This is a genomic window from Nocardia pneumoniae NBRC 100136, assembly GCF_000308755.1.
GTDB lineage: Bacteria > Actinomycetota > Actinomycetes > Mycobacteriales > Mycobacteriaceae > Nocardia > Nocardia pneumoniae.
The window spans coordinates 37,831-59,028 of sequence record NZ_BAGF01000030.1; the positions used below are offsets into that span (position 1 = coordinate 37,831).

Annotated in this window: 20 protein-coding genes and 2 pseudogenes; 7 read left to right on the forward strand and 15 right to left on the reverse strand. The window is 69.9% G+C overall.

Translation table 11 applies throughout. The features are described from left to right. Positions 1 to 32: 32 nt before the first annotated feature. From ON34_RS08960 to ON34_RS38510, 5 genes and pseudogenes are all read left to right on the forward strand, one after another. Positions 33 to 968: an EamA family transporter gene (locus ON34_RS08960; protein WP_169333851.1), complete on the forward strand. Its 936-nt coding sequence runs from the start codon at positions 33 to 35 to the stop codon at positions 966 to 968. Then, the gene (locus ON34_RS08965; protein ID WP_040776791.1) at positions 965 to 1,597 is read left to right on the forward strand and encodes an NAD(P)-dependent oxidoreductase; all 633 of its coding nucleotides are present in this window, start codon (positions 965 to 967) and stop codon (positions 1,595 to 1,597) included. Before ON34_RS08960 ends, ON34_RS08965 begins: the two co-directional genes overlap by 4 nt. Before the next feature lie 64 nt (positions 1,598 to 1,661). Next, a complete protein-coding gene (locus ON34_RS08970) occupies positions 1,662 to 2,618 on the forward strand; it encodes an SMP-30/gluconolactonase/LRE family protein (protein ID WP_040776793.1) in 957 nt (318 codons plus the stop codon). A gap of 38 nt (positions 2,619 to 2,656) precedes the next feature. Next, positions 2,657 to 2,883, forward strand: a pseudogene (locus tag ON34_RS37465) (hypothetical protein); the annotation flags it as partial. Between the two features lie 93 nt (positions 2,884 to 2,976). Next, entirely contained in the window at positions 2,977 to 3,543 is a 567-nt protein-coding gene (locus ON34_RS38510; protein WP_040776796.1) for a putative immunity protein, read from the forward strand. 237 nt (positions 3,544 to 3,780) lie between these two features. On the opposite strand, the gene ON34_RS08980 is transcribed toward ON34_RS38510, so the two are convergent. The 14 genes and pseudogenes from ON34_RS08980 to ON34_RS09040 form a co-directional block, all read right to left on the reverse strand. Beyond that, positions 3,781 to 5,064 (reverse strand): FAD-binding protein, encoded by a 1,284-nt coding sequence (locus ON34_RS08980; RefSeq protein WP_040776799.1) that lies wholly within the window; start codon positions 5,062 to 5,064, stop codon positions 3,781 to 3,783. 52 nt (positions 5,065 to 5,116) lie between these two features. Then, positions 5,117 to 6,679 carry an alkaline phosphatase D family protein gene (locus ON34_RS08985; RefSeq protein WP_040776801.1) on the reverse strand — a complete coding sequence of 521 codons (1,563 nt, stop codon included), beginning with the start codon at positions 6,677 to 6,679 and terminating at the stop codon, positions 5,117 to 5,119. A gap of 85 nt (positions 6,680 to 6,764) precedes the next feature. After that, positions 6,765 to 7,529, reverse strand: a complete 765-nt coding sequence (locus ON34_RS08990) for a sporulation protein (RefSeq protein WP_040776803.1) — start codon at positions 7,527 to 7,529, stop codon at positions 6,765 to 6,767. Between the two features lie 244 nt (positions 7,530 to 7,773). Then, positions 7,774 to 8,505: a lysophospholipid acyltransferase family protein gene (locus tag ON34_RS08995; protein ID WP_040776806.1), complete on the reverse strand. Its 732-nt coding sequence runs from the start codon at positions 8,503 to 8,505 to the stop codon at positions 7,774 to 7,776. Positions 8,506 to 8,683: 178 nt separating this feature from the next. Then, positions 8,684 to 9,694, reverse strand: coding sequence for an ROK family protein (locus ON34_RS09000; RefSeq protein ID WP_040776809.1), 1,011 nt, complete (start codon positions 9,692 to 9,694; stop codon positions 8,684 to 8,686). Further along, positions 9,691 to 10,116: a hypothetical protein gene (locus tag ON34_RS33455; protein WP_063821653.1), complete on the reverse strand. Its 426-nt coding sequence runs from the start codon at positions 10,114 to 10,116 to the stop codon at positions 9,691 to 9,693. Before ON34_RS33455 ends, ON34_RS09000 begins: the two co-directional genes overlap by 4 nt. After that, positions 10,106 to 11,416 carry an ArsA family ATPase gene (locus ON34_RS09010; protein ID WP_306303637.1) on the reverse strand — a complete coding sequence of 437 codons (1,311 nt, stop codon included), beginning with the start codon at positions 11,414 to 11,416 and terminating at the stop codon, positions 10,106 to 10,108. The genes ON34_RS33455 and ON34_RS09010 overlap by 11 nt, the downstream gene beginning before the upstream one ends. After that, the gene (locus tag ON34_RS09015) at positions 11,413 to 11,850 is read right to left on the reverse strand and encodes an SRPBCC family protein (RefSeq protein ID WP_040776814.1); all 438 of its coding nucleotides are present in this window, start codon (positions 11,848 to 11,850) and stop codon (positions 11,413 to 11,415) included. The genes ON34_RS09010 and ON34_RS09015 overlap by 4 nt, the downstream gene beginning before the upstream one ends. 37 nt (positions 11,851 to 11,887) lie before the next feature. Continuing rightward, a complete protein-coding gene (locus ON34_RS09020; protein ID WP_040776818.1) occupies positions 11,888 to 12,271 on the reverse strand; it encodes a hypothetical protein in 384 nt (127 codons plus the stop codon). Between the two features lie 29 nt (positions 12,272 to 12,300). Further along, complete coding sequence (locus ON34_RS09025; protein ID WP_040776819.1) at positions 12,301 to 13,428, reverse strand: glycosyltransferase family 4 protein; 1,128 nt, start codon at positions 13,426 to 13,428, stop codon at positions 12,301 to 12,303. A gap of 575 nt (positions 13,429 to 14,003) precedes the next feature. Then, positions 14,004 to 14,120: pseudogene (locus ON34_RS35915) on the reverse strand (stealth conserved region 3 domain-containing protein); the annotation flags it as partial. 39 nt (positions 14,121 to 14,159) lie between these two features. Further along, positions 14,160 to 15,161, reverse strand: a complete 1,002-nt coding sequence (locus ON34_RS09030) for a hypothetical protein (protein WP_040776821.1) — start codon at positions 15,159 to 15,161, stop codon at positions 14,160 to 14,162. 283 nt (positions 15,162 to 15,444) lie between these two features. Beyond that, positions 15,445 to 16,461, reverse strand: coding sequence for a C40 family peptidase (locus tag ON34_RS09035; RefSeq protein WP_051022296.1), 1,017 nt, complete (start codon positions 16,459 to 16,461; stop codon positions 15,445 to 15,447). Between the two features lie 267 nt (positions 16,462 to 16,728). Then, positions 16,729 to 17,298: a C40 family peptidase gene (locus ON34_RS09040; RefSeq protein WP_040776825.1), complete on the reverse strand. Its 570-nt coding sequence runs from the start codon at positions 17,296 to 17,298 to the stop codon at positions 16,729 to 16,731. Positions 17,299 to 17,860: 562 nt separating this feature from the next. Between ON34_RS09040 and ON34_RS09045 the strand changes: the two genes are divergently transcribed. Next, a complete protein-coding gene (locus tag ON34_RS09045; protein WP_051022312.1) occupies positions 17,861 to 19,810 on the forward strand; it encodes a DEDD exonuclease domain-containing protein in 1,950 nt (649 codons plus the stop codon). Positions 19,811 to 19,815: 5 nt separating this feature from the next. Beyond that, positions 19,816 to 20,091, forward strand: coding sequence for an Lrp/AsnC family transcriptional regulator (locus ON34_RS09050; RefSeq protein WP_040776827.1), 276 nt, complete (start codon positions 19,816 to 19,818; stop codon positions 20,089 to 20,091). Between the two features lie 5 nt (positions 20,092 to 20,096). Here ON34_RS09050 and trpD read toward each other — a convergent pair whose 3' ends face one another. Then, positions 20,097 to 21,158 (reverse strand): anthranilate phosphoribosyltransferase, encoded by a 1,062-nt coding sequence (gene trpD, locus ON34_RS09055; protein ID WP_040776830.1) that lies wholly within the window; start codon positions 21,156 to 21,158, stop codon positions 20,097 to 20,099. Positions 21,159 to 21,198: the final 40 nt, after the last annotated feature.

A 21,198-nucleotide genomic window follows, 5' to 3' on the forward strand; every position in this document is an offset into this window, starting at 1 on the left:
CTCATTGATTGCTGGTCGGTGAGATTGTCGGTGTGAATAGTCCAGCAGCACAGCGGGTTTCCGAGGGGGCCAGCAGAGGTGCTTCCGAGGGAAATCTGTCTCGCGTCGTCCTGACGGCGATCGCTCCCGTGTCATGGGGCACGACCTATGTCGTCATCACCGAGCTTCTGCCGCCGGGACATCCGCTGTTCGCGGCGGTCATGCGGGCGCTGCCCGCGGGCCTGATCGCGCTGGCGGTCACCCGGATCCTGCCGCGCGGAGGATGGTGGTGGAAAGCCGCGGTGCTCGGCGTGCTGAACATCGGCCTGCTCAACGCGCTGCTGTTCATCGCGGCTGAACGCTTGCCGGGCGGTGTCGCCGCGACCCTGGCCGCGGCCCAGCCGCTCATCGTCGCCATGCTGGCGGTGATCGTCCTGGGTGAGCAGCCGTCCGCTTGGCGCCTCGCCTGGGGCGTGACCGGTGTGGTCGGTGTCGGAGTCGTGGTGCTCGGTCCGACCGCGGCGCTCGACCCCAGCGGGATCGTGGCGGGCCTGGCCAGCGCCGCCTCGATGGCGCTCGGGTTGACGCTCACCAAGCGCTGGGGTCGTCCGGCCGAGGCCACTCCCACTGCTTTCGCCGGGTGGCAGCTCGCCGCCGGAGGTCTGTTCCTGGTGCCGGTCACAGTGCTCGTCGAGGGGCCGCCTCCCGCGATCGACCCGACCGCCGCTCTCGGCTATCTCTGGCTGGGGCTGGTCGGCGGCCTGATCGCCTATGTCCTCTGGTTCCGCGGCATCGGCACCTTGCCCGTCACCTCGGTCGCGGTTCTGGTCCTGCTTTCCCCGCTGGTCGCCGCCGTTCTCGGCGCACTGCTGCTCGGCCAGACGCTCGGCCCGATCCAACTGGTGGGGTTCGCGCTCGCGCTCGCCGCGATCGTCGCGGGCCAGCTTCCCGCACCCACCCGCTCTGTTTCCGAAGGGACACTCGAATGAAGATCGCCGTCGTCGGCGCCAATGGCATGGTCGGCTCACGCGTCGTCAACGAAGCCGCACGCCGAGGCCATGACCTCGTCGCGGTATTCCGGATGCGGCGGCCTAGCGTCCGGCCATCTGGCGTGATCGCCGTCGAGGGCGACGCGAACGACCCCGACCACATGAGCAGACTGTTCTCCAGGACGGACGCGATCGTGGCCGCGACCCGTCCCGGGCCCGGGCAGGAACACACCGTCACCGCGACCACGACGGCCCTGCTGGACGCGGCCACGACTACCGGGACGCGCATTCTCGTGGTCGGCGGCGCCGCCCCGCTGCACGTCCCTGGACGCCCCGGCCAGCTCGTTCTCGACACGCCGGAATACGTGCCGCCAGCAGTCCGAGCCATCGCCGCCGCGAGCGCCGCGCAACTGGAGGCTTGCCGAGCGCACTCGGCGGACTGGGTGTATCTCAGCCCGCCCGCCCTCCTCGAACCCGGACGCCGCACCGGCGAATACCGGCGCGGCACAACCACACTCATCACCGACGCCGACGGCGCGTCTCGGATCTCGGCCGAAGACCTCGCCGTGGCCGTTCTCGACGAGCTCGAGAACCCTGGCGACAACAAACATTTCACCGTCGGTTACTAGGCCCGACCCCTGAGCTGCCCAGTGCGCCGACGGACGCGGCCATCACAGCGGAGGAAACCATGACATGAAGCGAGTCCTCGGTATCTCGGCCGCACTCGCCTGCCTCGGCGTTATGGCGCTGGCACCCGGGGACCCGGCGGCGGAGCACCGTCCGGTATTCCCCACCACGATCGACCTCCCTGCCGGGTTCCAGCCCGAGGGTATCGCGATCGGGTCGTCGCCGGTGGCCTACTTCGGCTCGCGGGCAGACGGATCCATCTACCGCGCCAGCCTGGCGACCGGGCGCGGTGCCATCCTGAGCCCCGGGCCGGGCACGCCGTCGCTCGGACTCGCTGTCGACCACCGCGACCGGCTGTTCGTCGCCGGGGGCACCGGGGGCGACGCCCGCGTCGTGGACACCGGTACGGGAGCGGTGCTGGCGAGCTATCGGCTCGGGACGCCGCCGGACACGGTCGTCAACGACGTGGTGCTCACGCCCACGGGCGCGTGGTTCACCGACTCGCGCACGCCTGTGCTGTACCACCTGCCCCTCGACAGCGACGGTGCGCTGCCTCCGCCAGCCGCGGTGGTGCGACGCCCGCTGACCGGCGACATCGTCTACCAGCCCGGGGCGATCAACGCCAACGGGATCGCGCGCACCCCCGACGGCACGGGCCTGATCATCGTCCAGTCGGTAACCGGCCGGCTCTTCCGCGTCGACCCGGCGACGGGCGCGACACAACAGGTCGATCTCGGCGGCGAGACGCTGCCGGGCGGCGACGGACTGCTATTGCACGGCAGCACACTGTATGTCGTGCAGAACCGGCTCAACGCGATCGCCGTGGTCGCGCTCGACCACGCGGGCACTGCTGGCACGGTCGAGCGGCGCGTCACCGATTCGCACTTCGACGTACCGACGACCGTGGCGGCGTTCGAAAACCAGCTGTACCTGCCGAACGCCCGCTTCACCACCCCGCCCGCGCCGACCACACCGTACAACGCCGTCGCGGTCGAGCAACCCGAGCCGAATTCGGTGCGATAACCAGTGAGTACGTGCCGCGGCCGCCGAGATATTCGAGCATGTTCTGCCTACACGTTCGCCCGGTGGGCGATGCGGTCGACACTGCATGCCGCCTGCTGCGGCTACCGACCGTACGTGCGCAGTTCCCCGATGTCGCCGACCGCGCGGCCCGCGAACAGATGTCCTACCGCGGGTTCTCGCCGAGTTGCTGATGGCCGAATGCGACGACGGGGCACGCCGTCGCAGTGAACGTCGTAGTAGATACGCAGGATTCCCACGGCAGAAGCCGTGGGATGCCCTGTTTTAAGGTTTCGATTCACTGTCCCGCCGATTTCACTGGAAAGTCGAAACCGGCTGTTCAGCGATACTGTTCAACTTCATGAATGTTGCCAACGAGAACCTGACGATCGAACTCAGCGTGGCCGAGCTGCGCGAGATCGCGGGCTACGCTGTGGCCTGCGCGGAGCCCGCTCTGGCGATTTTCGAGCGCGACTGTCCGGATGATCCGCGTGCACGCGCAGTGCTCGACGAGGTGCGCCAGTTCGCCGCCGGAGGCAAGCGGACAAAAGCGATACGCTCGACCGCATTCGACGCGCACCGGGCCGCGCGGGCAGCTGGAGAGATGGGACTCGAGGCCGCGGCCGAAGCGGCGCGCGCCGCCGGTCATGCGGGAGGGGCCGCGTACCTGCACCCGCTGGCAAAGGCGACTCAGGGTGGGCACATCCTCATGTCGGCCGCCCATGCGGCTCGAGCGTTCGAACTCGACGCCGGCGACACCCCTGAGGTGGGAGGCGATTACATCAAGAAGGCGACAGATCTGGCCAGCCCGATCGTGGTGCAGGTCCTGACGCGATACCCGAACGCCCCGAGCGGCCGCGGCCGCGTAGGAGACCTCTGGCGCGAACTGGACGCCTCGCTGCGGCGACGCGCAGGGGCCGAAAGATAGCGAAATGCTGTGAAATCGGCTCGTCGGACGTCGGTCGGTACCGTCCGCTGCGAGCTGCTCGCGCGGCATGTCCGCGGCGAGGTAGACACCGCCGACCAGCGGAACCCGGCGTCCCGCAAGGACGAGCCGCCGGTCGGCGATGAGCTGCCTCAACCAGTCACCGTGGGCTGGCCGCAAGGGGTCCACATCGGCCAGAGGAGCTGTGTAGGTGACGGTCACGACGAACATGGACGAACGCTAGCCGTTGCCGCCCTCGTAGCGCAGCGCGTTTTCCGAGCGGCAGATCTCCTCGATCCCGGACATGATGTCGCGCAGGAGTTCCGACGGCAGCGCGGCGGTCCGGAAGCGGCAGGTGAAGGTGATCAGGCCGTGGTCTTCGGGGGACAGGCCGCGGGCGGCCGATTCGGCGCGGAGGTAGCGGGAGCGCACCCCGTAGGTCATCGCGGAGATGACGGTGAAGCAGCCGGTGCGTTCGCGGTGTCCGGAGAACAGGTCGTGCAGGCGATAGAACACCGACGTGTAGCTCGACAGCGGCGCGAAAACGCCTACCCGGTAGGCCGGGCCGCGCTCGGAGGAGCTGAGAGCTGTGTCGGCCAGATATTCGGCGTCGCGCAGCGTTTGCACCTTCGGCGCGAACAGCACCGCGCCCGCGGCCGCGTTGCGCACCGGCATGCCCGCTTTGCCGGGTGCGGCGGAGGCGATGGCGCCCAGCGATTTCCGCGCCCGCGACCCGACCTCGCGGCGGGCCCGCAGCCCCCTGGTCGGCGCGGTGGGGTACAGGCTCGACCACTGTCCGAAGCGGACGGTGCCCAGCTGCACGTGGCCGGTGCCGACCGGACGCGCCACCTTCAGCGGCGCCGTGTCGACCCAGCGGCCGACCTGGAGTTCGGCGTTGCCCGGCCGGGCGATCTCAGCGTGGGCGTGCTCGACGAACGAGTCGAAATCCAGGAACCGGTCGGCGGAGGTGGTCAGCCAGGTGCGGTCCTTGTCCACCTCGATCGCGTCCAGGGTGAGCGCGGTGATGATGCCCGCGCGCCCGCCTCCGCCGAGGATGCGCTGGAAACGGTCGGTGTGGTGGGTGCGCCCGCAGGTGCCGATGCGCCCGTCGATGTCGACGTACTCCAGATCGACGACCTGATCGATGAACAAGCCGTACTTGTGCGAAGCCGCGCTGACGCCGCCGACCGAGGCGAAGCCGCCCGCGGTGATGTCGCGATGGTCGCCGACGATGGGCAGACCGAGCCCGTGCGCGCCGAGCCTGCGGTCGATGTCGGAGAGCTTGGCGCCCGCCTGCACCCGGACGGTGCGCCTGCCCAGGTTGATGTCCAGCACCTGGTTCATCCGGCGCAGCGACACCACGGTCGGCTGCGCGGGCAGCGTGAGCCCCTCGTCGACCAGCTCGCCGCCGCGCACCATCAACCCTTGCGTTCGCCCCCGTGAATCCCGCACCGTGCGAACGACATCAGCGGTATCGCGGGGGAGAAATTCTTCCGCGTTGGAGACAATGTGCGGCGTGCTCATGGCAGGAAAGCTAACCACAGCGCGGCCCGCTACGCTCGCCCGATGCCGGGTGCTATCGGGACGCGGGTGCAAGCCGCTGGCTGAACAGCACCGATCCGCTCGCATCGCACAGATCGATGGTCAGTTCTCGTGACTTCCCGTCGATGCGCACCTCGCCGAAGTGCTGGTAGGCGTCCAGTGGCGAACTGTTCTGAACCGGGGGCGCGTGCACGAAGACCGCCTCCGGACCGAACGTGCCATCCAGCGGGTTCGGGCCGAACGCGCCCGCGTTGAGCGGACCGGAGACGAATTCCCAGAACTCGTCGAAGTCGGTGAAAGCCGCGCGCTCGGGGGAGTAGCGGTGCGCGGCGGTGTAGTGCACGTCGGCGGTGAGCCACACGACGTTGGTCACCTTGTTCGCCTTGATGGACGACAGCACCCGAGCGATCTCCCTTTCCCGGCCCGAGGGCGCGCCGGGGTCGCCGTTGGCGGGGCCTTCGTAGGCGCTGGTGTTCTTCTGCTCGCCGTCCGGGACGATCACACCCAGCGGCAGGTCGTTGGCGATGATCTTCCACGTCGCCCTGGACTCGCGCAGGCCGTCGATCAGCCAGGTCGTCTGTGCCGGGCCGAGAACGCGGCCATCGGGTCCGTTGTTGGCGTCGTTGGCGTCCTTGTTGGTTCGCATGTCCAGCACGAAGACGTCGAGCAGCGGGCCGTATGCGATCTTGCGATACAGCCGTCCGTCCACCGCCTCCTTGGGCTCCAGCGGCATCCATTCGTGGAACGCCTGCCAGGAACGGACGGCCAAGGTGTCCATGCTGCGTTCGCCGTAGCCCTTGGACTCGGCGACCAGACCGCCCGGGTACCAGTTGTTCACCGTCTCGTGGTCGTCCCACTGCACCACCTGGGCGACCGAACTGTTGAAGCGGCGGTAGTTCTCGTCGGTCAGGTTGTAGGCGTAGTTGCCGCGGAACTGCTCCAGCGTCTGCGCGACAGCGCTTTTCGCCTCGGTCACGACATTGCGCCAGACCCGGCCGTCGGGGAGGGTGACCGATTCCTTCAGCGGCCCATCGGCGTAGATCGAGTCGCCGGAGTGCAGGAACAGGTGCGGGTCGCGGGCGGCCATGGTGGCGAAGATCCTCATCCCGCCCACGTCCGGGTTGATTCCGTAGCCCTGACCCGCGACGTCACCGGACCATTGCAGCTTGATGTCCGCCGCGGTGGTGGGCACGGTGCGGAAGGCGCCGGTGACCGGTTCGGAGGTGGCGCCGTCCTCGCCCTGGAGCGTCACCCGGTAGTGCACCTGCTGTCCCGCGGGCAGGCCGTTGACCCGCACCCGGCCGGTGCCATCGGAGTCCGGTGTGAGCAGCGGCCCGGTGAAACGCTTGGCGTCGGTGAACGATTCGGTCGCGGCGGTCTCCACGATCAACGTGGCAGGGCGGTCGGCGCGCGCCCAGATCAGGGCGCCGTCGGTGCGCGGGTCACCCACCGCGACGCCGTGCGTGAGCACCGGGCGCTGACGGACCAGGCCGGGGCCGCTGTCCGGCGAGCACGCCAGCGCGGGCACGGCGACGAGTCCGAGGGCGGAGGCGCGCAGCACGGTGCGCCGGGAGATTCCGAAGTCCGAACCGGTCATGCGGCAACTCTGGCGCGGCTATCTCAACGCCATGTAAACGGGTGCGGTCCGTACGGCCAACAGCGGCTCCCGGACGGGCGCCTGCTCAGTGCGCCAAGCGTTCCACGCGGTGGTGCAGTTCGGCCGCCCAGTCCACGCCGCCCAGGTGCTGGTAGTCCACCCACAGCGCGTCGAAGACGTCGCGGCCCTCGGAGATCCATCCGCCGCGCTTGTCCGCCTCCAAAACCACGCTCATGCCGGTCTCGGTGGGGACGAAGGTCACCTCGAGCTGGTTCAGGCGCGGGTAGCGCGGCGAGGCCGCGAATTCGATTTCCTGGTAGAACGGCAGCGTCTGGGGCGTGTTGTGCACCCGGCCCGATTCCACGTCCGCGCTGCGCAGGTGGAAGCCCAAGCGTTCCACGGCTTCCAGCAGCACATGCTGGGCAGGGAGCGCGCCGACGCCGATCGGGTCGGTGTCGGCGGCGTCCACCGCGCCCTGGATCTCCACGATCGTGCGCAGCGCGACCACTGTGCCGGGCAGGTGCCTGCCGTTGTAGAAGGTGATCGGCGTTTCCATCGGCGCGCGGGCCGCGAAACGGAAATCCAGCACCGCTCCCGGAGGCAAGTGCAGCGGACCGTGCACCCCGGTACGGCCGAACGCTATATCGCGCACGCCCTCGTGGTCCTCGTATTCCTGTTCGGCTCTCGTCACGAATTCCACGCCCACCGAGGCGATCTCCTGCGCGACCTGCCCACCCCGCAACCGGACCACGCCTTCAACCGTGCCCCCGGGCTGCACACCTGGGGTGAACAACTCCGTCTCCACCTCGGCCCCACCGACCCCGGCCGCCGCCAGCAATTTCTTGAACATGCCCCGCAGTCTCCCCGCCCCACCCGAACAAAACCTTGGCGTTTCCTTACGCTGTGAGCAACCTCATCGCACCAGTTCGGGCGCGTCCAAGAGTTCGGCACCCCGGTGCGCGGGTTCTGGGAGTACACGGCAGCACAGCGCAATTCGATTCCGGCGAGCGGGGTGCCCTTCCGAGTTGCGACCGCGCCGCTCATGAAAGCGGCCCCGCGACCAGATGGTCTCGGGGCCGCAACGTCGGATCGGTTCAGCCTGCGGCGGTGTCGGGGATGCGCACGGGGACGGACTCGGGGCGGCTGCCGCTCGGGACGCCCTTCTTGAGGCTGTGCGCGTAGACGTCGACGTACTCCTGGCCGGTGAGCTGCATCAGCTCGTACATGACCTCGTCGGTGACGGCGCGTTCGACGAAGCGGTTGCCGCCCATGCCCTCGTAGCGGGAGAAGTCGATGGGCGCACCGAACTTGAGCGTCACCTTCTTGCGGCGCCAGCGGAACGGTCCCGGCGGGGAGACCTTGTCGGTGCCGATGACGGCCACCGGGATGACCGGGACGCCGGTCTCCAGCGCCAGGCGCGCCAGGCCGGTCTTGCCCTTGTACAGGCGGCCGTCGGGGGAGCGGGTGCCCTCCGGGTAGAGGCCGACCAGGCGGCCCTGGTCGAGCAGCTTGCGGGCGGCGTTGAGCGCGTCCTCGGCCGCGTCGGCGCTGCTGCGGTCGATCGGATACTGACCGCTGGCGCTGAAGAACCACTTCTGGAACCGGCCCTTGATGCCCGGAGTGTTGAAGTACTCGGCCTTGGCGAGGTAGTTGATCCGCCGCGGGCTCAGCAGCGGCGCGAACAGCCAGTCGGCGAAGGAGAGATGGTTACCCGCCATGATGGCCGGCCCATGCGCCGGAATGTTCTCCACACCCTCGACCGTAGGTCGGTTGTAGAGATGAATGAATGGTCCCAGCAGCACGAACTTCAGCAGCCAGTAGAACATGACGTCCTTCCCCCGGAACCGGGATAGTTGCGGGCACCTACATCAAGTGCCGACTTTACCGCTGGTGCAAGATCACATCCAAGCGCAGCGGCGAATCTCACCACACTTCGGCCCGTGGGTCGACCGATCCCGGCCCTCAGCGTGTCGCCGCAGGCCACGAGGGCCCTGCCAGGGTGCGTCAACGGCTCGTTCGCGCCACGCGCGCCGACTTGCGCGCGCCGGCGGGCAGCGCCGCCCTCGCCAGGTCCGCGGCGCCGATCATGCCCGCCGCTTCGCCCAGCTGGGTGGTCCGGATCCGGGCCAGCGGCCGATGCCCCGCGCCGGTGACCGCGCGCGCGTATTCCTCGCGCGCCTCGTCCAGGAACAGCGGCGCCGAACTGCTCACGCCACCCGCGATGACCACCAGATCCGGGTCGAAGATGTCGCTGACGAACGCCAGCCCGAGCCCCAGCCAGCGGGCGAAGTCGGCCATCACCCGCACCGCGAGCGGGTCGCCGTCCTGCGCGGCGCCCGCGACCCGCCGCCCGGTCAGCGACCCGGGATCGCGTGCCACGTCCCTGGCCAGCACCGACCGCACCGGGTCGGTGGCCAGCATCTCGATCGCGGTGTCGGCCAGCGCCGTTCCGCTGCAATAGCGCTCCCAGCACCCGTTCTTGCCGCACGGGCAGGGCCGCCCCTGCGGAACCACTTGCAGATGACCGAGTTCCGGCGCGACGCCGTGCGTGCCCCGATACAGCTGGCCGTCGATGAGCAGCGCGGCGCCGATGCCGGTGCCGATCGCGATGAGCACCACGTTGTGCCCGCCCGCCGCGGCGCCGAACCGGTACTCGGCCCACATCGCGGCGTTCGCGTCGTGCTCCAGGATCACCGGCAGCTCGAGGCGCTCGCTGAGCCGCTGCGCGACCGGCGCATCCTGCCACGGCAGATGCGGGGCGAACCGGACGGTCGAGCGGTCCCCGCTGATGAATCCGGCGACGGCCAAACCCACCGCGCTGATCGCGTGCCTGCCGCACAGGTCGCGCACGGCACGGTCGAGTGCGTCCTCCAGCGCTCGCGCGGAGTGCGGCGTCGGCGCCTGGACGGTGTCGAGCACCTCTCCGCCGCCGTCGATCACGGAGGCGCGAATGTTGGTGCCGCCGACGTCGATTCCGACGGTCAGCGGTCGCGCGCCGGCCATCTGATGCGTCATACCTTGATCGTCACGGGGATGTCGACATAGCGGGAGCGCTCCTGATCCTGCGCGTCCCCGCCGGGACCGTGCCGATGCGGCGCAGCGGTTTCCGGGTCGGCGTCGGTCGGCATGACCGGCTCGACCGGCACCCCGGCCAGCGCCTCCCGCAGCACGGTGACGATCGCGGTGCCGTGCTCGGCGACGGCGGTCAGCACCTCGTGATGCTCGCCGCGGACCAGCGCCGCGGCCGCGCACACCGGGCACCAGCTGCAACTGGACCACTCGACCTGACCTTCCGCGGCGCGCCGCAGCACCGGCTCCACGCGTTCCAGCACTGCCTCGGCCAGCAGTTTCAGTTCCTCCGTGAATTCGGCGAGGCCGTCGTGCGCGGCGTGGCCGCCGGTCTCGCCGTCCAGGGGCGGACGCGGATCATCCGTCATGGTCGTGGCTTTCGGACATAGGCGACCAGACCCGCGGATCCGGCCGGAACCGCACCACCAGGTATCCGTCGTCGAGTTCAGCGCCCTCGACCGTGCACCGCCGCAATACCGGCGCCAGGCGCACCCGGCGCCGGACTCCGTCCGCTCCCACGATCAAATCGTCCTCCACTCGGCCAAGGCGCAGCGTCGCGGCGTCGACCACCGGCAGGTGCATGCGTAGCGCGTACACCGATCGCAACCCGGTGCCGGATTCCCGGCGGACCATCGGTTCGCCGGAACTCGCGTCGACCTCCGTCTGATTGTCGCTCAGCATAAGCGCAGCGTCGCGGGTGTCGCCTGCCGAGTCCATCGCGTACGACAGCGCGGCCAGCGAATTCAAGCCGATCGGCTCCGCGCCGGTGTGCCGTGCGATCAGCACCGGGACACCTGGCATCTTGCGCCGCAACTCGGCGATCACGTCATCTTGTTCGCCGCGCCGATTCGAATACCACTGCACCGCCGGATGTTCCGCTCCGGCCGCATCGGCAGGCGGCGCGAGATCGGGCAGCACCTTGTTCACCACAACCGCGTCCAGCCGCAGGCCCAGCAGCGCCGCCGCGGAGCGCACCCGCTCGGATTCGGCCACCGCGACCCGCTCGGCGACCGTGACCAGCCGCGCCCCCGTACGCCGATGGTCGGCGAGCAGATCCCGAACCTCGCTGACCGCCTTCACGATCCGTTCCACCGTCGCGGCGAGCACGGCGCGGCGCAGATCGGTGCCGACGGCGCTCATCGCCCGCGCGTGCGGCGGCCAGATCCGCTCCACATAGCCCAGCAGCGTGCCCGGCGCGGTGACGATGCGCAGCATGTCCGCCGACGGCGGGCAGTCGACGACGATCAGGTCCCAGGTGTCCTCCGCGGCGAACTGGGCGATCTCCACCAGCATCAGCAGTTCCTGCACGCCGGGCAGGCCGGTCAGCTCCGCCGGGTCCAGGGCGGCCAGATCGATGCCGTGCTGGTGGCCGCGACCCGTCGAGATCATCCGGACCACGTCGCGGAACCGGTCCTCGAGCAACGCGAGCGAATCCACCTCGATCACGTCCAGACCGGGCAGCACGGTGGCGATGCCGGTCACGGTGCCGGGATCGTGCGGGAAACGGAAGCCGAGCGCGTCGCCAAGGGAGTGCGCCTGATCCAGCGAGGCGACCAGCACGCGGCGGCCCGACCTGGCCTCGGCCATCGCGGTGGCGCAGGCGAGCGTGGTCTTGCCTACCCCGCCCTTGCCGATGAACAGGTCGACCCGGGTCTCGTGCGCGATCAGCCTTCGACCCGTTTCTTCAGTTCCTTCAGCGCCGTATCGGTGATCACCTTCTCGGCCTTGCGCTTGAACATGCCGATCATCGGAATGTTCAAATCGACCGTCAGCGTGTAGACGACCTCGGTTCTGCCGTCGGGGAGATCGATCAGCTCGTAGGTGCCGTGCTGCGCTTTCTGCAGTTCACCGCTGAGCAGCGTCCAGCTGACCGCCTTGTGATCGGCCCGCCAGTCGTAGGACAGGACGTAGGTGTCCTTCACCACCCCGGTGTCCAGCACGAACCGAGCGGTCTCGGCCAGGCCGTCCGGCCGCTTCTGGAGCACCTCGACCGATTTCGCCGCCGCCACCCACTGCGGGTAGGACTCCAGGTCGGCGATGACGGCCATCACCTGCTGCGACGGAGCCTCGATGACGATCGATCTCTGGGTCCGGTCGGCCATGCGGACAGCGCTTCCTTTCAGCGTCGGTGCTGGGGCGTCACGACAGGGATGCGGGCGCCACACCGGCCGGGCGACCCGCTTCCAGCCGGGACTTCAGTTCGAACGACATCTGCTTGCCCGCGACGCGGCGCGCCCGGTTGGCCGCGGCGAGCTTGCCCGCCGGCAGCGCGGGCACCGGCTCGGCGTGCAAGAAGTAGTGCAGGATCACGCCGTCCAGGGAGGGTTGCAGCCACACTTCCATGGTGCCGGTCAGCGCGCCGGTCACCGACCAGCGGATCCCCTTCTCGCCGCGGTCTTCCCGGACCTCCAAGGCCAGGTCCGGCCACCAGCGGCGCCACTTGCCCGGTCCCGCCAGCTGCTCGGCGACGGCAGCCCCCGACGCGGCGACGAAGGTCTGATCTGCGACCTGGATACTGCTCACACCGCTGAGCGTAGTAGATGCGACGCGGATCACCGCAGCAGCTGTCGCAGGCGTGCGCCCAGGCTGTCCCAGCGCCACTGCTGCTCGACGAACGCGCGCCCCGCCGCGCCCATCCGCGCCGCGGCATCCCGATCGGACAGGATCTCCACCAGGGCGTCGGCGATCTGCTGCACGGAACGGCCGTCCACCACCCGACCGGTCTTGCCCTCGATGACGGTTTCCGGCGCCCCACCGGAATTGCCCGCCACCACCGGGACGCCGGACGCCGACGCCTCCAGGTAGACGATGCCGAGGCCCTCCACGTCCAGGCCCGCGCCCCTGGTGCGGCACGGCATCGCGAAGACGTCGGCCAGCGTGTGATGCGCGGCCAGCTCGCCGGACGGGACGCGACCGGTGAACACCACGTCATCGGAGACGCCCGCGGCCGCCGCCAGCGCGCGCAACTTCTGCTCGAACGGGCCGCCGCCCGCGATCACCAGCACGGCACCCTCGACCCGCTCCCGGATATCGCGCATCGCCAGGATCAGCGCGTCCTGACCCTTGCGCGGAACCAGCCGGGACAGGCACAGGATGGTCGGGCGATCGCCCAGACCGTAGCGTTCGCGCAACTCGGCACGCGCCGCCGGATCCGGGCGGAAAACCTCGGAGTCCACGCCGGGCGGCAGATACTCCAGCGCCGCGTTCGGCCCGAACGCGGACGCGAACCGGCGGCGGGTGTAGCGGCTGACGTAGGTGACCACGTCGGTGTGCTCGCCGATGGCGCGCAGCGCCTGCCGTGCGCCGGGCAGCATCGACCAGCCGACCTCATGGCCATGGGTACTGGCCAGAATGCGCTCGGCGCCCGCACGACGCAGCGCAGGAGACAGCAGCGCCAGCGGCGCCGCCGCGCCGAACCACACCGTGTCGCACTGCTCGCTGCGCAGCAGGCGCGCGGCGCGGCGCAGCACCAGCGGAGTCGGCAGCATCAGCGTGGTGGGATGGCGCACCACCTGGAACTTCTGCTTGGCGTCGAACTTCAGGTGGCTGTCGCCGCGCCACCGCGGGGCATAGACCACCAGGTCATCGGGCGGCAGCTGACCGGCCAGCGCCTGCAGATACGACTGGATACCGCCCGGCCGCGGCGGGAAATCATTGGTAACCAGCAAAGTTCGGGCCATGCGGAACAAAATACTGTGTTTGATTTGCAGCGCCTGCGGCGCTGTGTTGGTTTTGCCAGCGCCTGCGGCGCTGTGTTGGTTTTGCCAGCGCCTGCGGCGCTGGGTGTTCGCGGCCCTCTTGTGGCTCGCGTCCGAGCGACCGCCGCTTGCGACTTCGTCGCTTGCGCGTCGGCCGCTCGGACGCGAGCCGGGCCGCGAACGGGGAATGCTCGGTCTCGCTGCGCTCGAAAGTGGGAGCTGGGCCGAGTGGTCGACTGGTCCTGGTAACCGCGGCACCAGGGTTGCGGTGCAATTGTGCCGGGCGACAGCCATTGGGGCCTGTCGGGATGCGATTGGTCGCCTGGACGTAACCCGGCGGGGCTGCTATGACTCAGTCGGTTGCCCGGTTGCCCGGTTGCCCGGTTGCCCGGTTGCCCGGTTGCCCGGTTGCCCGGTTGCCCGGTTGCCCGGTTGCCCGGTTGCCCGGTTGCCCGGTTGCCCGGTTGCCCGGTTGCCCGGTTGCCCGGTTGCCCGGTTGCCCGGTTGCCCGGTTGCCCGGTGCGCGCAGCCACGCCAGCTGGTCGTCTGAGATCTTTGTCGGTTGCCGCCCAGAAACGGCTGGCGCTCGTTCGCGCGAAATCGGCGGCGGATTCCTCTTCCAGCTCCAACAGCACACTCCGCCGCAGCGGCACCGGCGTGTGCTCCAGATGCCGCGCGCGGTCCGGACGTAACTCGGATCGCGGTGAGGGTGGTCAGGTGGTCTGGGCGGTGAGCCAGGAGTGCCAGTCGGCGATGAAGTCGCTGCGCGTGGTGCCGAGGACGTCGCGGAGGATGCCGTCTTCGGTGGTGGGGTTCTGCTCGGCCGCGGCGATGCGGTGGTAGAGCTGGACGAGGCGGGGACGGTCGTACTTCTCGGCGACGAAGGCGCAGATCGACCAGGCCTTTTCGTAGGCGAGCGCGGCGTCGGGGCCGGAGAATTCGGCGTCGGAGGGGAGATCGCCGGGTAGGTCACCCGCGCGGGCGTTGGCGGTGACGGTGGGAGCGACCTCGGCGAAGCGACGGCCCTGCCCGTGGTTGGCGGTGTAGTCGGCGAAGCCCTCCAGCATCCACAGCGGTGCGCCGTCGACGGTGTCGGCGCGGGCGGCGATGTGGGTGAGTTCATGACGCAGCAGCGTGGCCATGCCCGCCGGATCAAGGCGGCGGCCGGTGTCCGGTCCGAAGACCACGCGCTGGCCGGTGGGCTGGCTGCCGCGGGTGAACGGGTCGGCGATCGACGCGGCGGCGACCTCGGCGGGCACCAGGCTGCTCGCGCGAACCAGGCCCGCGAATTCGGACGGGGACGAGGCCACGACCACCAGCGCCGACTGCGCCCAGCCGGTGCCCCACACGTCGGTCACCGCGGCGATGGCGGCGGGGAGCTCGCGCTCCAGGACATCGATGTCGGCCTGCTGCGCGGGATGGCCGACGACCAGGGACTGCCGTCCCGCACCGGTCGGCACCTGGCGGGAGACGATCGGCCCGAACGGTTCCACGATGCGCCGCACCTCGGCCAGCCGGGGATCGGCCGCCGCGGCCTGGCCCACGACGTCGGTCGAGCCCGGTGCCGCCGCCCGCATTGTCGGCAGCCCCGCGTTGGGCAGCATGAGCAGGGCGACACCCACGGCGGTCAACGCCACCACCGCCACAACGGTGAGACAGAACTCGAAGCGCCGCCGCGCCGACCACCACGCGCGCAACCTCCGCACGCCGGTCATCGGCGCGCCTCGTACGGCGGATCCGCCTCTCGGCGAGCAACCGGATCGGGCCGCGCGGGAGCACCGTGCCTCGTTGCTGTCCGAGTGGGTCGCGCCGCTGCCGGGCATCGCCCGCTGTCACTGCGTCGCGGCTCATCGCCGATCGCGTAGCTCTGCTGTCCGCCAGTACGGACCGAGGGTGGCTGAAGCTCGCTCATGCCTGCGCCTCGCTGGCGCTCGGCTTCGGCACGAGCGAGGGCTCGGCTGTGTTTTCGGTTCGCTCGCTGGCGCTCGCTCACGGCGCCTAGTATCGCCGAGCCGAGTGGAACGGTGTCGAGCCAAGGGGTGCGACCGCGACGGGGACGCCGAAGGTGGAGGCGTGCAGCATGAGGCCGTTGCCCGCGTAGATGCCGACGTGTGACGCGTCGGAGTAGAAGAAGACCACGTCGCCGGGCTGCATGTCCTTCTTGGCGACGGGTGTGCCGTAGGCGGCCTGTTGCGAGCTGGTGCGCGGCACGGTCTTGCCGACCTGTTTGAACACCCATTGGACCAGGCCGGAGCAGTCGAACTGGTTCGGGCCGGTGGCGCCCCAGACGTACGGGTCGCCGACGCGGGTGAGCCCGGCGGCCAGCGCGCTCGTGCCGCTGCCGGGGACCAAGCCTTGCAGCAGGGTGTCGCGGTCGTAGCCGGGCGGGAACGGCGAGCCCGCAAGCGACGACTTGTCCGTGGCCGACAACCCGCTCCACGCCTGCACCACTTCGGCGATCGCGCTGCCTAGATCGTTGCGCTTCTTCTCCAGATCGCTGCGCACCGCGTCGGCCTTGTCCGCGGCCGAGCGGGCGGCGTCGGCGGCGGCGCGGGCGGTCGATTCGGCCGCCGTCGCGGCGTCGGTGGCCTTCTTGTATTTGTCCAGCTGCGCGGAGGTCTGCGCGGTGACCACGTCCAGCGTGGACATCTGGTCGAGCAGTTGCTGCGGTGAGTCGCTGACCAGCACGGCGAACAGGCGGTTGGTGCGCGCGCCCTGGTAGGCGGCGATCGCCGTGCGATCGATGACCGGCTGATAGCGCCGCACCTCGTCGCGGGCGCGGTTGACCATGTCGGTGGTGGAGGCCAGTTTGGCTTCGGCGTCGCGTTGGACGACGAGTTTGGCGTCCAACTCCGTCTCCGCGTCCAGCGCTTGCTGATTGAGCTGCTCGGCCTGGCGGGAGAGGTCGATCATGCGTTGCACGGCTTCGGTGGCCGTCGTGGGAAGCGCGACCGGATCGGCTCCGGCGGGACCGCCGACGCACAGGCCCGTGGTCAGCATTCCAGCTGCGAGCATCGCTCCCACCAGGCGTTTCCCGCGCTGTCTCCGGTGAATCTCAGCCACAGCCCGTGGTGCCCCGTTCTCTCGTGAAGCGATCTCTCGTGAAACCGACGCGAAGACCCTCGCCGAACCCGGAGGTTTGCCAGGTGCGAACCCGGGGTATCCAGCGGAAGGTCTCGGTTAGGTTACGGAACGGCGTGTGTCGATGTCCAGTAGAGAACGAAATGATCACGCCGTCCACGCTGTGGTCGGGCCGCGATACGCGGCCCGATCAGCGGCTGCTCAGAACCGGCGGGCGCCGGCGACCGGCATCGAGGAGATCGGCACGACCTGCACGGGCGTGCCGGAGGTGGCCGCGTGCACGATGTTGCCGTCACCGGCGTACAGGCCGGAGTGGCCGCCGCCGTAGAAGGAGACCAGGTCGCCCGGCTGAAGATCGTTCAGCGACACGGGGCTGCCCGCGGCGAGTTGCGCGCCGCTGGTGCGCGGCAGCTCGATGCCCGCCTGCCGGTAGGACCACTGCACCAGGCCGGAGCAGTCGAACGCGTTGGGGCCCGCGGCGCCGTAGACGTAGGGGGAGCCCACCTTGCTCAGAGCGGCGTCCAGCGCGATCTCGCCCGCCGGCTTCGGGGCGGCGAAGGGCAGCGGAGCGGGACCGGGCAGCTCGAGACCCGGGGCGCCCTGCGGCACCGGGATCTCGTTCGGAACCTCGATGGTTCCGATGCCGGGGATGGTCACCGGCTGGGCCGACGCGGGTGCGGCCGGAAGCAGGAACGCGCCAAGGGTGGCAGCGCCGACGGCCCCGGCGGCAACAGCGCGCTGTGCCTGACGCTTGACGGCGTTGGTCGTCATGATGCGGTACTCCCAATCTGCCTCACGACGCCGCACCCGGTGGTGCCGCGGACTTCGTCGGACTCCGTGAGGTCTCGAAAAGGTTACGAACGCATCACGGTCATTTGTAAAGCCCGCGGCATGTGAAAAGCCGTTGTCCGCTGAATTTGCGGTCCATTGGGTGTGAGATACGTCCCACCAAATCACGAAAAGATAACGGCGTCGAAATGGTGGGGTCGCCGGGCCGCGCGGAGTGGGTGCGGCCACCCTCGTCCTCGTTGGGTGTGGGGAGCTGTTCTCGCAGCTAGACCGCAGGAAAGCGGCATAAATCCGTGTATGGTCGGCGGTTCGCGTGCGGTAGCGGCCGGGCAGGCCGACACGCCCGGCGGCGGCTGCGGGCGCACAGCAAGACGCGCCTCAATGTTTGATACAGTTTTCGCCCTCTGCGTGATCTGGCTCACTTTTTCGTATTTCTAGATCATTTCCTGGGTATCGCCACCGAATCCGCACGGTGTTATTCGGACATTTCGTGCCGAGACCGCGCGCCGGTTTCCTGTCGGACCGTGGCCCTACGCTGCACGCCGTGCCCGACCCAGCGCCGCGCGCGACCGCCGCCAAGCAACTGGCCTTCGACGAACTCGACACGCCTCTGTACGAGACCACCTTCGTGGTGGTCGACCTGGAGACCACGGGCACCAGCCCGGGCGCAGACGGCATCACCGAGATCGGCGCGGTCAAGGTGCGCGGCGGAGAGGTGCTCGGGGAGTTCGCCACACTGGTCAATCCGGGACGCGAGGTGCCGCCCGCGGTCGTGCACGTCACGGGAATCACCACCGCCATGGTGTACGCGGCCCCGCGGATCGAGGCGGTGCTGCCCGGCTTCCTGGAATTCGCCGCCGGCGCGGTGCTCGTCGCGCACAACGCCCGGTTCGACATGGCGTTCCTGCGCGCCGCCGCGGCGCAGTGCGACATACCCTGGCCCGCGGCGCAGGTGCTGTGCACGGTGAAGCTCGCGCGGCGGGTGCTCGGGCGCGACGAAGCGCCCTCGGTACGGCTGAGCTCGCTGGCCCGTCTGCTCGGCGCCACCACCCAGCCGACCCACCGCGCCCTGCAGGACGCGCGTGCGACCGTCGACGTGCTGCACGCCCTGATCGGCCGCGTCGGCAACCAAGGCGTGCACAGCCTCACCGAACTGCTCGACTACCTGCCGGATGTGACGCCCCGGCAGCGTTCCAAGCGCTTCCTCGCCGCCGACCTGCCCGCCGCCCCGGGGGTGTATCTGTTCCGTGGTCCCTCCGGCGAAGTCCTCTATATAGGGACGGCCGTCAACTTGCGCCGCCGCGTCCGCAACTACTTCACCGGTTCGGAGACCAGAGGCCGCATGAAAGAGATGGTGTCGCTGGCGACTCGGGTCGACCACGTGGTGTGCGCGCACGCGCTCGAGGCGGGAGTGCGGGAACTGCGGTTGCTGGTGGCGCACACCCCGCCGTACAACCGGCGGTCGAAGTTCCCGAAGCGGGCATGGTGGCTCATCCTGACCGACGAGCCGTTCCCGCGCTTCTCCGTGGTACGGGAACCGACCCGGGATGCGCTGGGGCCGTTCCACTCCCGCAACGACGCCGCGGATCTGGGCGTGATCATCGCGGAGTTCACCGGCCTGCGCACCTGCACCACCCGGCTGCCCCGAGGAGCGGTCCACCAATGCCCGCCCGCGATCGTCGGCGGCTGCCCGGCGGGCTCGGACGGCCGATCGCTCGAAGCGATGGACTACGCCCCAGCGCCCGCACTCGTGCGCGCACTGTTCGCCGGACGCTCCGACGCGCCGCTGCGAGCCATGCTCGACCGTATCGAAAGACACTCGGGTGCCGAGCATTTCGAGGCGGCCGCACGGTTGCGTGACCGTGCCGTCCAAGTGGTGCGCGCGCTGCATCGCACCCAGCGGCTGGCCGCGGTGGCGCGAATCGCCGAGCTGATCGCCGCGCACCCGGACGGCAACGGTGGGTGGGAATTCGCGGTCATCCGATACGGTCGCCTCGCCGGTTCCGGTACCGCGCCACGCGGAGCGCCGCCGATGCCGATCGTGGAACAGATCGTCGCCGCTGCCGAAACCGTGGTTCCCACCGGAGATTTCGCGCCTGCTGAGCATGAGCCCGAAGCCGCGTGCGCGGCGAACGACTCGACCGTCTCCCGTGTGGATCCGGCGGCTCCACTCGCCTCGGCAGTGTCCGCCACGGGGCGGGGTCTGCCGCACGCCGATGTCACCGCACCGGCACGGCCGAACCCGGACGCACCGGCAGCGTCCGCGAACATCTCGTCGCACGCGGACGCTCCACCGTTGCGGGGCGCCTCGCCTGAGGAAGTCGCCTTGGTGGTGCGCTGGTTGGCGCGGCCCGGGGTCCGGATCGTGCGGACCAGCGAGGGGTATCGCGAGCCGATGTACGGCGCGGCGCGGTGGCTGGGCTGGGTCGAGGTGGCCGACGCGGCGGCGCGCGCCCAACCGACCGAGCAGGCCTACCTTGACCGCTTAGGCTGAGCACCATGATTACCGCGATCGTCTTGATTCACGCCGACAACGCCCGCATCCCCGAGACCGCGCAGGCGGTCGCGGACACCGAGGGCGTCGCCGAGGTGTACTCGTGCGCGGGCGACGTGGACCTGATCGCGATCGTGCGGGTGCGCGATCACGAGCAGATCGCCGAAGTGGTGACCGGCCGGATCGACAAGACGCCCGGTGTGGTGCGCACGACGACGCACATCGCGTTCAAGTCGTACTCGCGCGCCGAGGTGGAGGCGGGTTTCTCGCTGGGGGAGTAGCGCGGTCAGTTGTCGCCGAGCGTCTGCGTCAGCTTCGCCCAGCGCTCCAGCAACGCGGCCGCCTTGCCGCTGTCGACGGCTTCGGCGGCGCGCTCGATGCCCGCGGCCAGCGCGTCGTGCAGGTCGGCGTCGGGATCGCCCGCGTCGCGCGACCAGTCGTAGGCCACGATCGCGGCGGCCGAATTGAGCAGCACCGCGTCCCGCACCGCCGCCCCGCCACCGGCGAACACCTCGCGGGCCACGCCCGCATTGACCTCGGCATCGCCGCCGCGCAACGCGTCCAGCTCCACGCGCCGGATGCCGATCCGGGTGGGATCGATGGTCGTCTGGCGGGTGCGGCCGCCGGAGACGATCCACGCGGTGGTGGTGTCGGAGGTCGTGATCTCGTCCAGACCGTCGTTGCCGCGCACCACCAGCGCGCTGGCACCGCGTTCGGCGAATACGCCCGCGATCACCGGGAGCAGATCGGGGAACGCGCACCCGACCAGCCCCGCGCGCGGCTGCGCCGGGTTGGTCAGCGGCCCGAGCACATTGAAGACGGTGGGAATGCCGATCTCCCTGCGCGCCGCTCCCGCGTACCGCAGCGCCGGATGGAAGACGGGCGCGAAACAGAACCCGATGCCGATCTCCCGCACACAACGGGCCACCGCCTCGGGACCGAGCACAAGCTTCACGCCCAGCGCCTCCAGCACGTCGGCGCCGCCGCTCTTGGACGACGCGGCCCGGTTGCCGTGCTTGACGACCGGCACACCCGCGGCGGCCACCACGATCGAGGACATGGTGGAGATGTTCACCGAGCCGGAGCGGTCGCCGCCGGTGCCGACGATGTCGACCGCGTCGCCGTCGATCGCCACCAGCCGCGCGTGGTCGAGCATGCCCACGGCCAGACCGGTCAGTTCGGCGGGAGTGGGGCCCTTGATCTTCATGGCGACACCGAACGCCGCGATCTGCGCGGGGGTGGCGTTGTCGGACATGATCTCGTTCATCGCCCACGCCGTGTCGTCCGCCGCCAGGTCGCCGCCATCGGCGAGGGTCCCGAGCACCTGGGGCCAGCTGCGCACGCTCATTCCACACTTCTCCCGTCACACTGGTCTCGCGCACCAGTTC

Bases quoted from the DNA above. Each gene is read 5' to 3' on its own strand.
- ON34_RS08965 (WP_040776791.1), top strand. From the start codon at position 965: ATGAAGATCGCCGTCGTCGGCGCCAATGGCATGGTCGGCTCACGCGTC.
- ON34_RS08970 (WP_040776793.1), top strand. From the start codon at position 1,662: ATGAAGCGAGTCCTCGGTATCTCGGCCGCACTCGCCTGCCTCGGCGTT.
- ON34_RS38510 (WP_040776796.1), top strand. From the start codon at position 2,977: ATGAATGTTGCCAACGAGAACCTGACGATCGAACTCAGCGTGGCCGAG.
- ON34_RS08980 (WP_040776799.1), bottom strand. From the start codon at position 5,064: ATGAGCACGCCGCACATTGTCTCCAACGCGGAAGAATTTCTCCCCCGC.
- ON34_RS08985 (WP_040776801.1), bottom strand. From the start codon at position 6,679: ATGACCGGTTCGGACTTCGGAATCTCCCGGCGCACCGTGCTGCGCGCC.
- ON34_RS08990 (WP_040776803.1), bottom strand. From the start codon at position 7,529: ATGTTCAAGAAATTGCTGGCGGCGGCCGGGGTCGGTGGGGCCGAGGTG.
- ON34_RS08995 (WP_040776806.1), bottom strand. From the start codon at position 8,505: ATGTTCTACTGGCTGCTGAAGTTCGTGCTGCTGGGACCATTCATTCAT.
- ON34_RS09000 (WP_040776809.1), bottom strand. From the start codon at position 9,694: ATGACGCATCAGATGGCCGGCGCGCGACCGCTGACCGTCGGAATCGAC.
- ON34_RS33455 (WP_063821653.1), bottom strand. From the start codon at position 10,116: ATGACGGATGATCCGCGTCCGCCCCTGGACGGCGAGACCGGCGGCCAC.
- ON34_RS09015 (WP_040776814.1), bottom strand. From the start codon at position 11,850: ATGGCCGACCGGACCCAGAGATCGATCGTCATCGAGGCTCCGTCGCAG.
- ON34_RS09025 (WP_040776819.1), bottom strand. From the start codon at position 13,428: ATGGCCCGAACTTTGCTGGTTACCAATGATTTCCCGCCGCGGCCGGGC.
- ON34_RS09030 (WP_040776821.1), bottom strand. From the start codon at position 15,161: ATGACCGGCGTGCGGAGGTTGCGCGCGTGGTGGTCGGCGCGGCGGCGC.
- ON34_RS09035 (WP_051022296.1), bottom strand. From the start codon at position 16,461: ATGCTCGCAGCTGGAATGCTGACCACGGGCCTGTGCGTCGGCGGTCCC.
- ON34_RS09040 (WP_040776825.1), bottom strand. From the start codon at position 17,298: ATGACGACCAACGCCGTCAAGCGTCAGGCACAGCGCGCTGTTGCCGCC.
- ON34_RS09050 (WP_040776827.1), top strand. From the start codon at position 19,816: ATGATTACCGCGATCGTCTTGATTCACGCCGACAACGCCCGCATCCCC.
- trpD (WP_040776830.1), bottom strand. From the start codon at position 21,158: ATGAGCGTGCGCAGCTGGCCCCAGGTGCTCGGGACCCTCGCCGATGGC.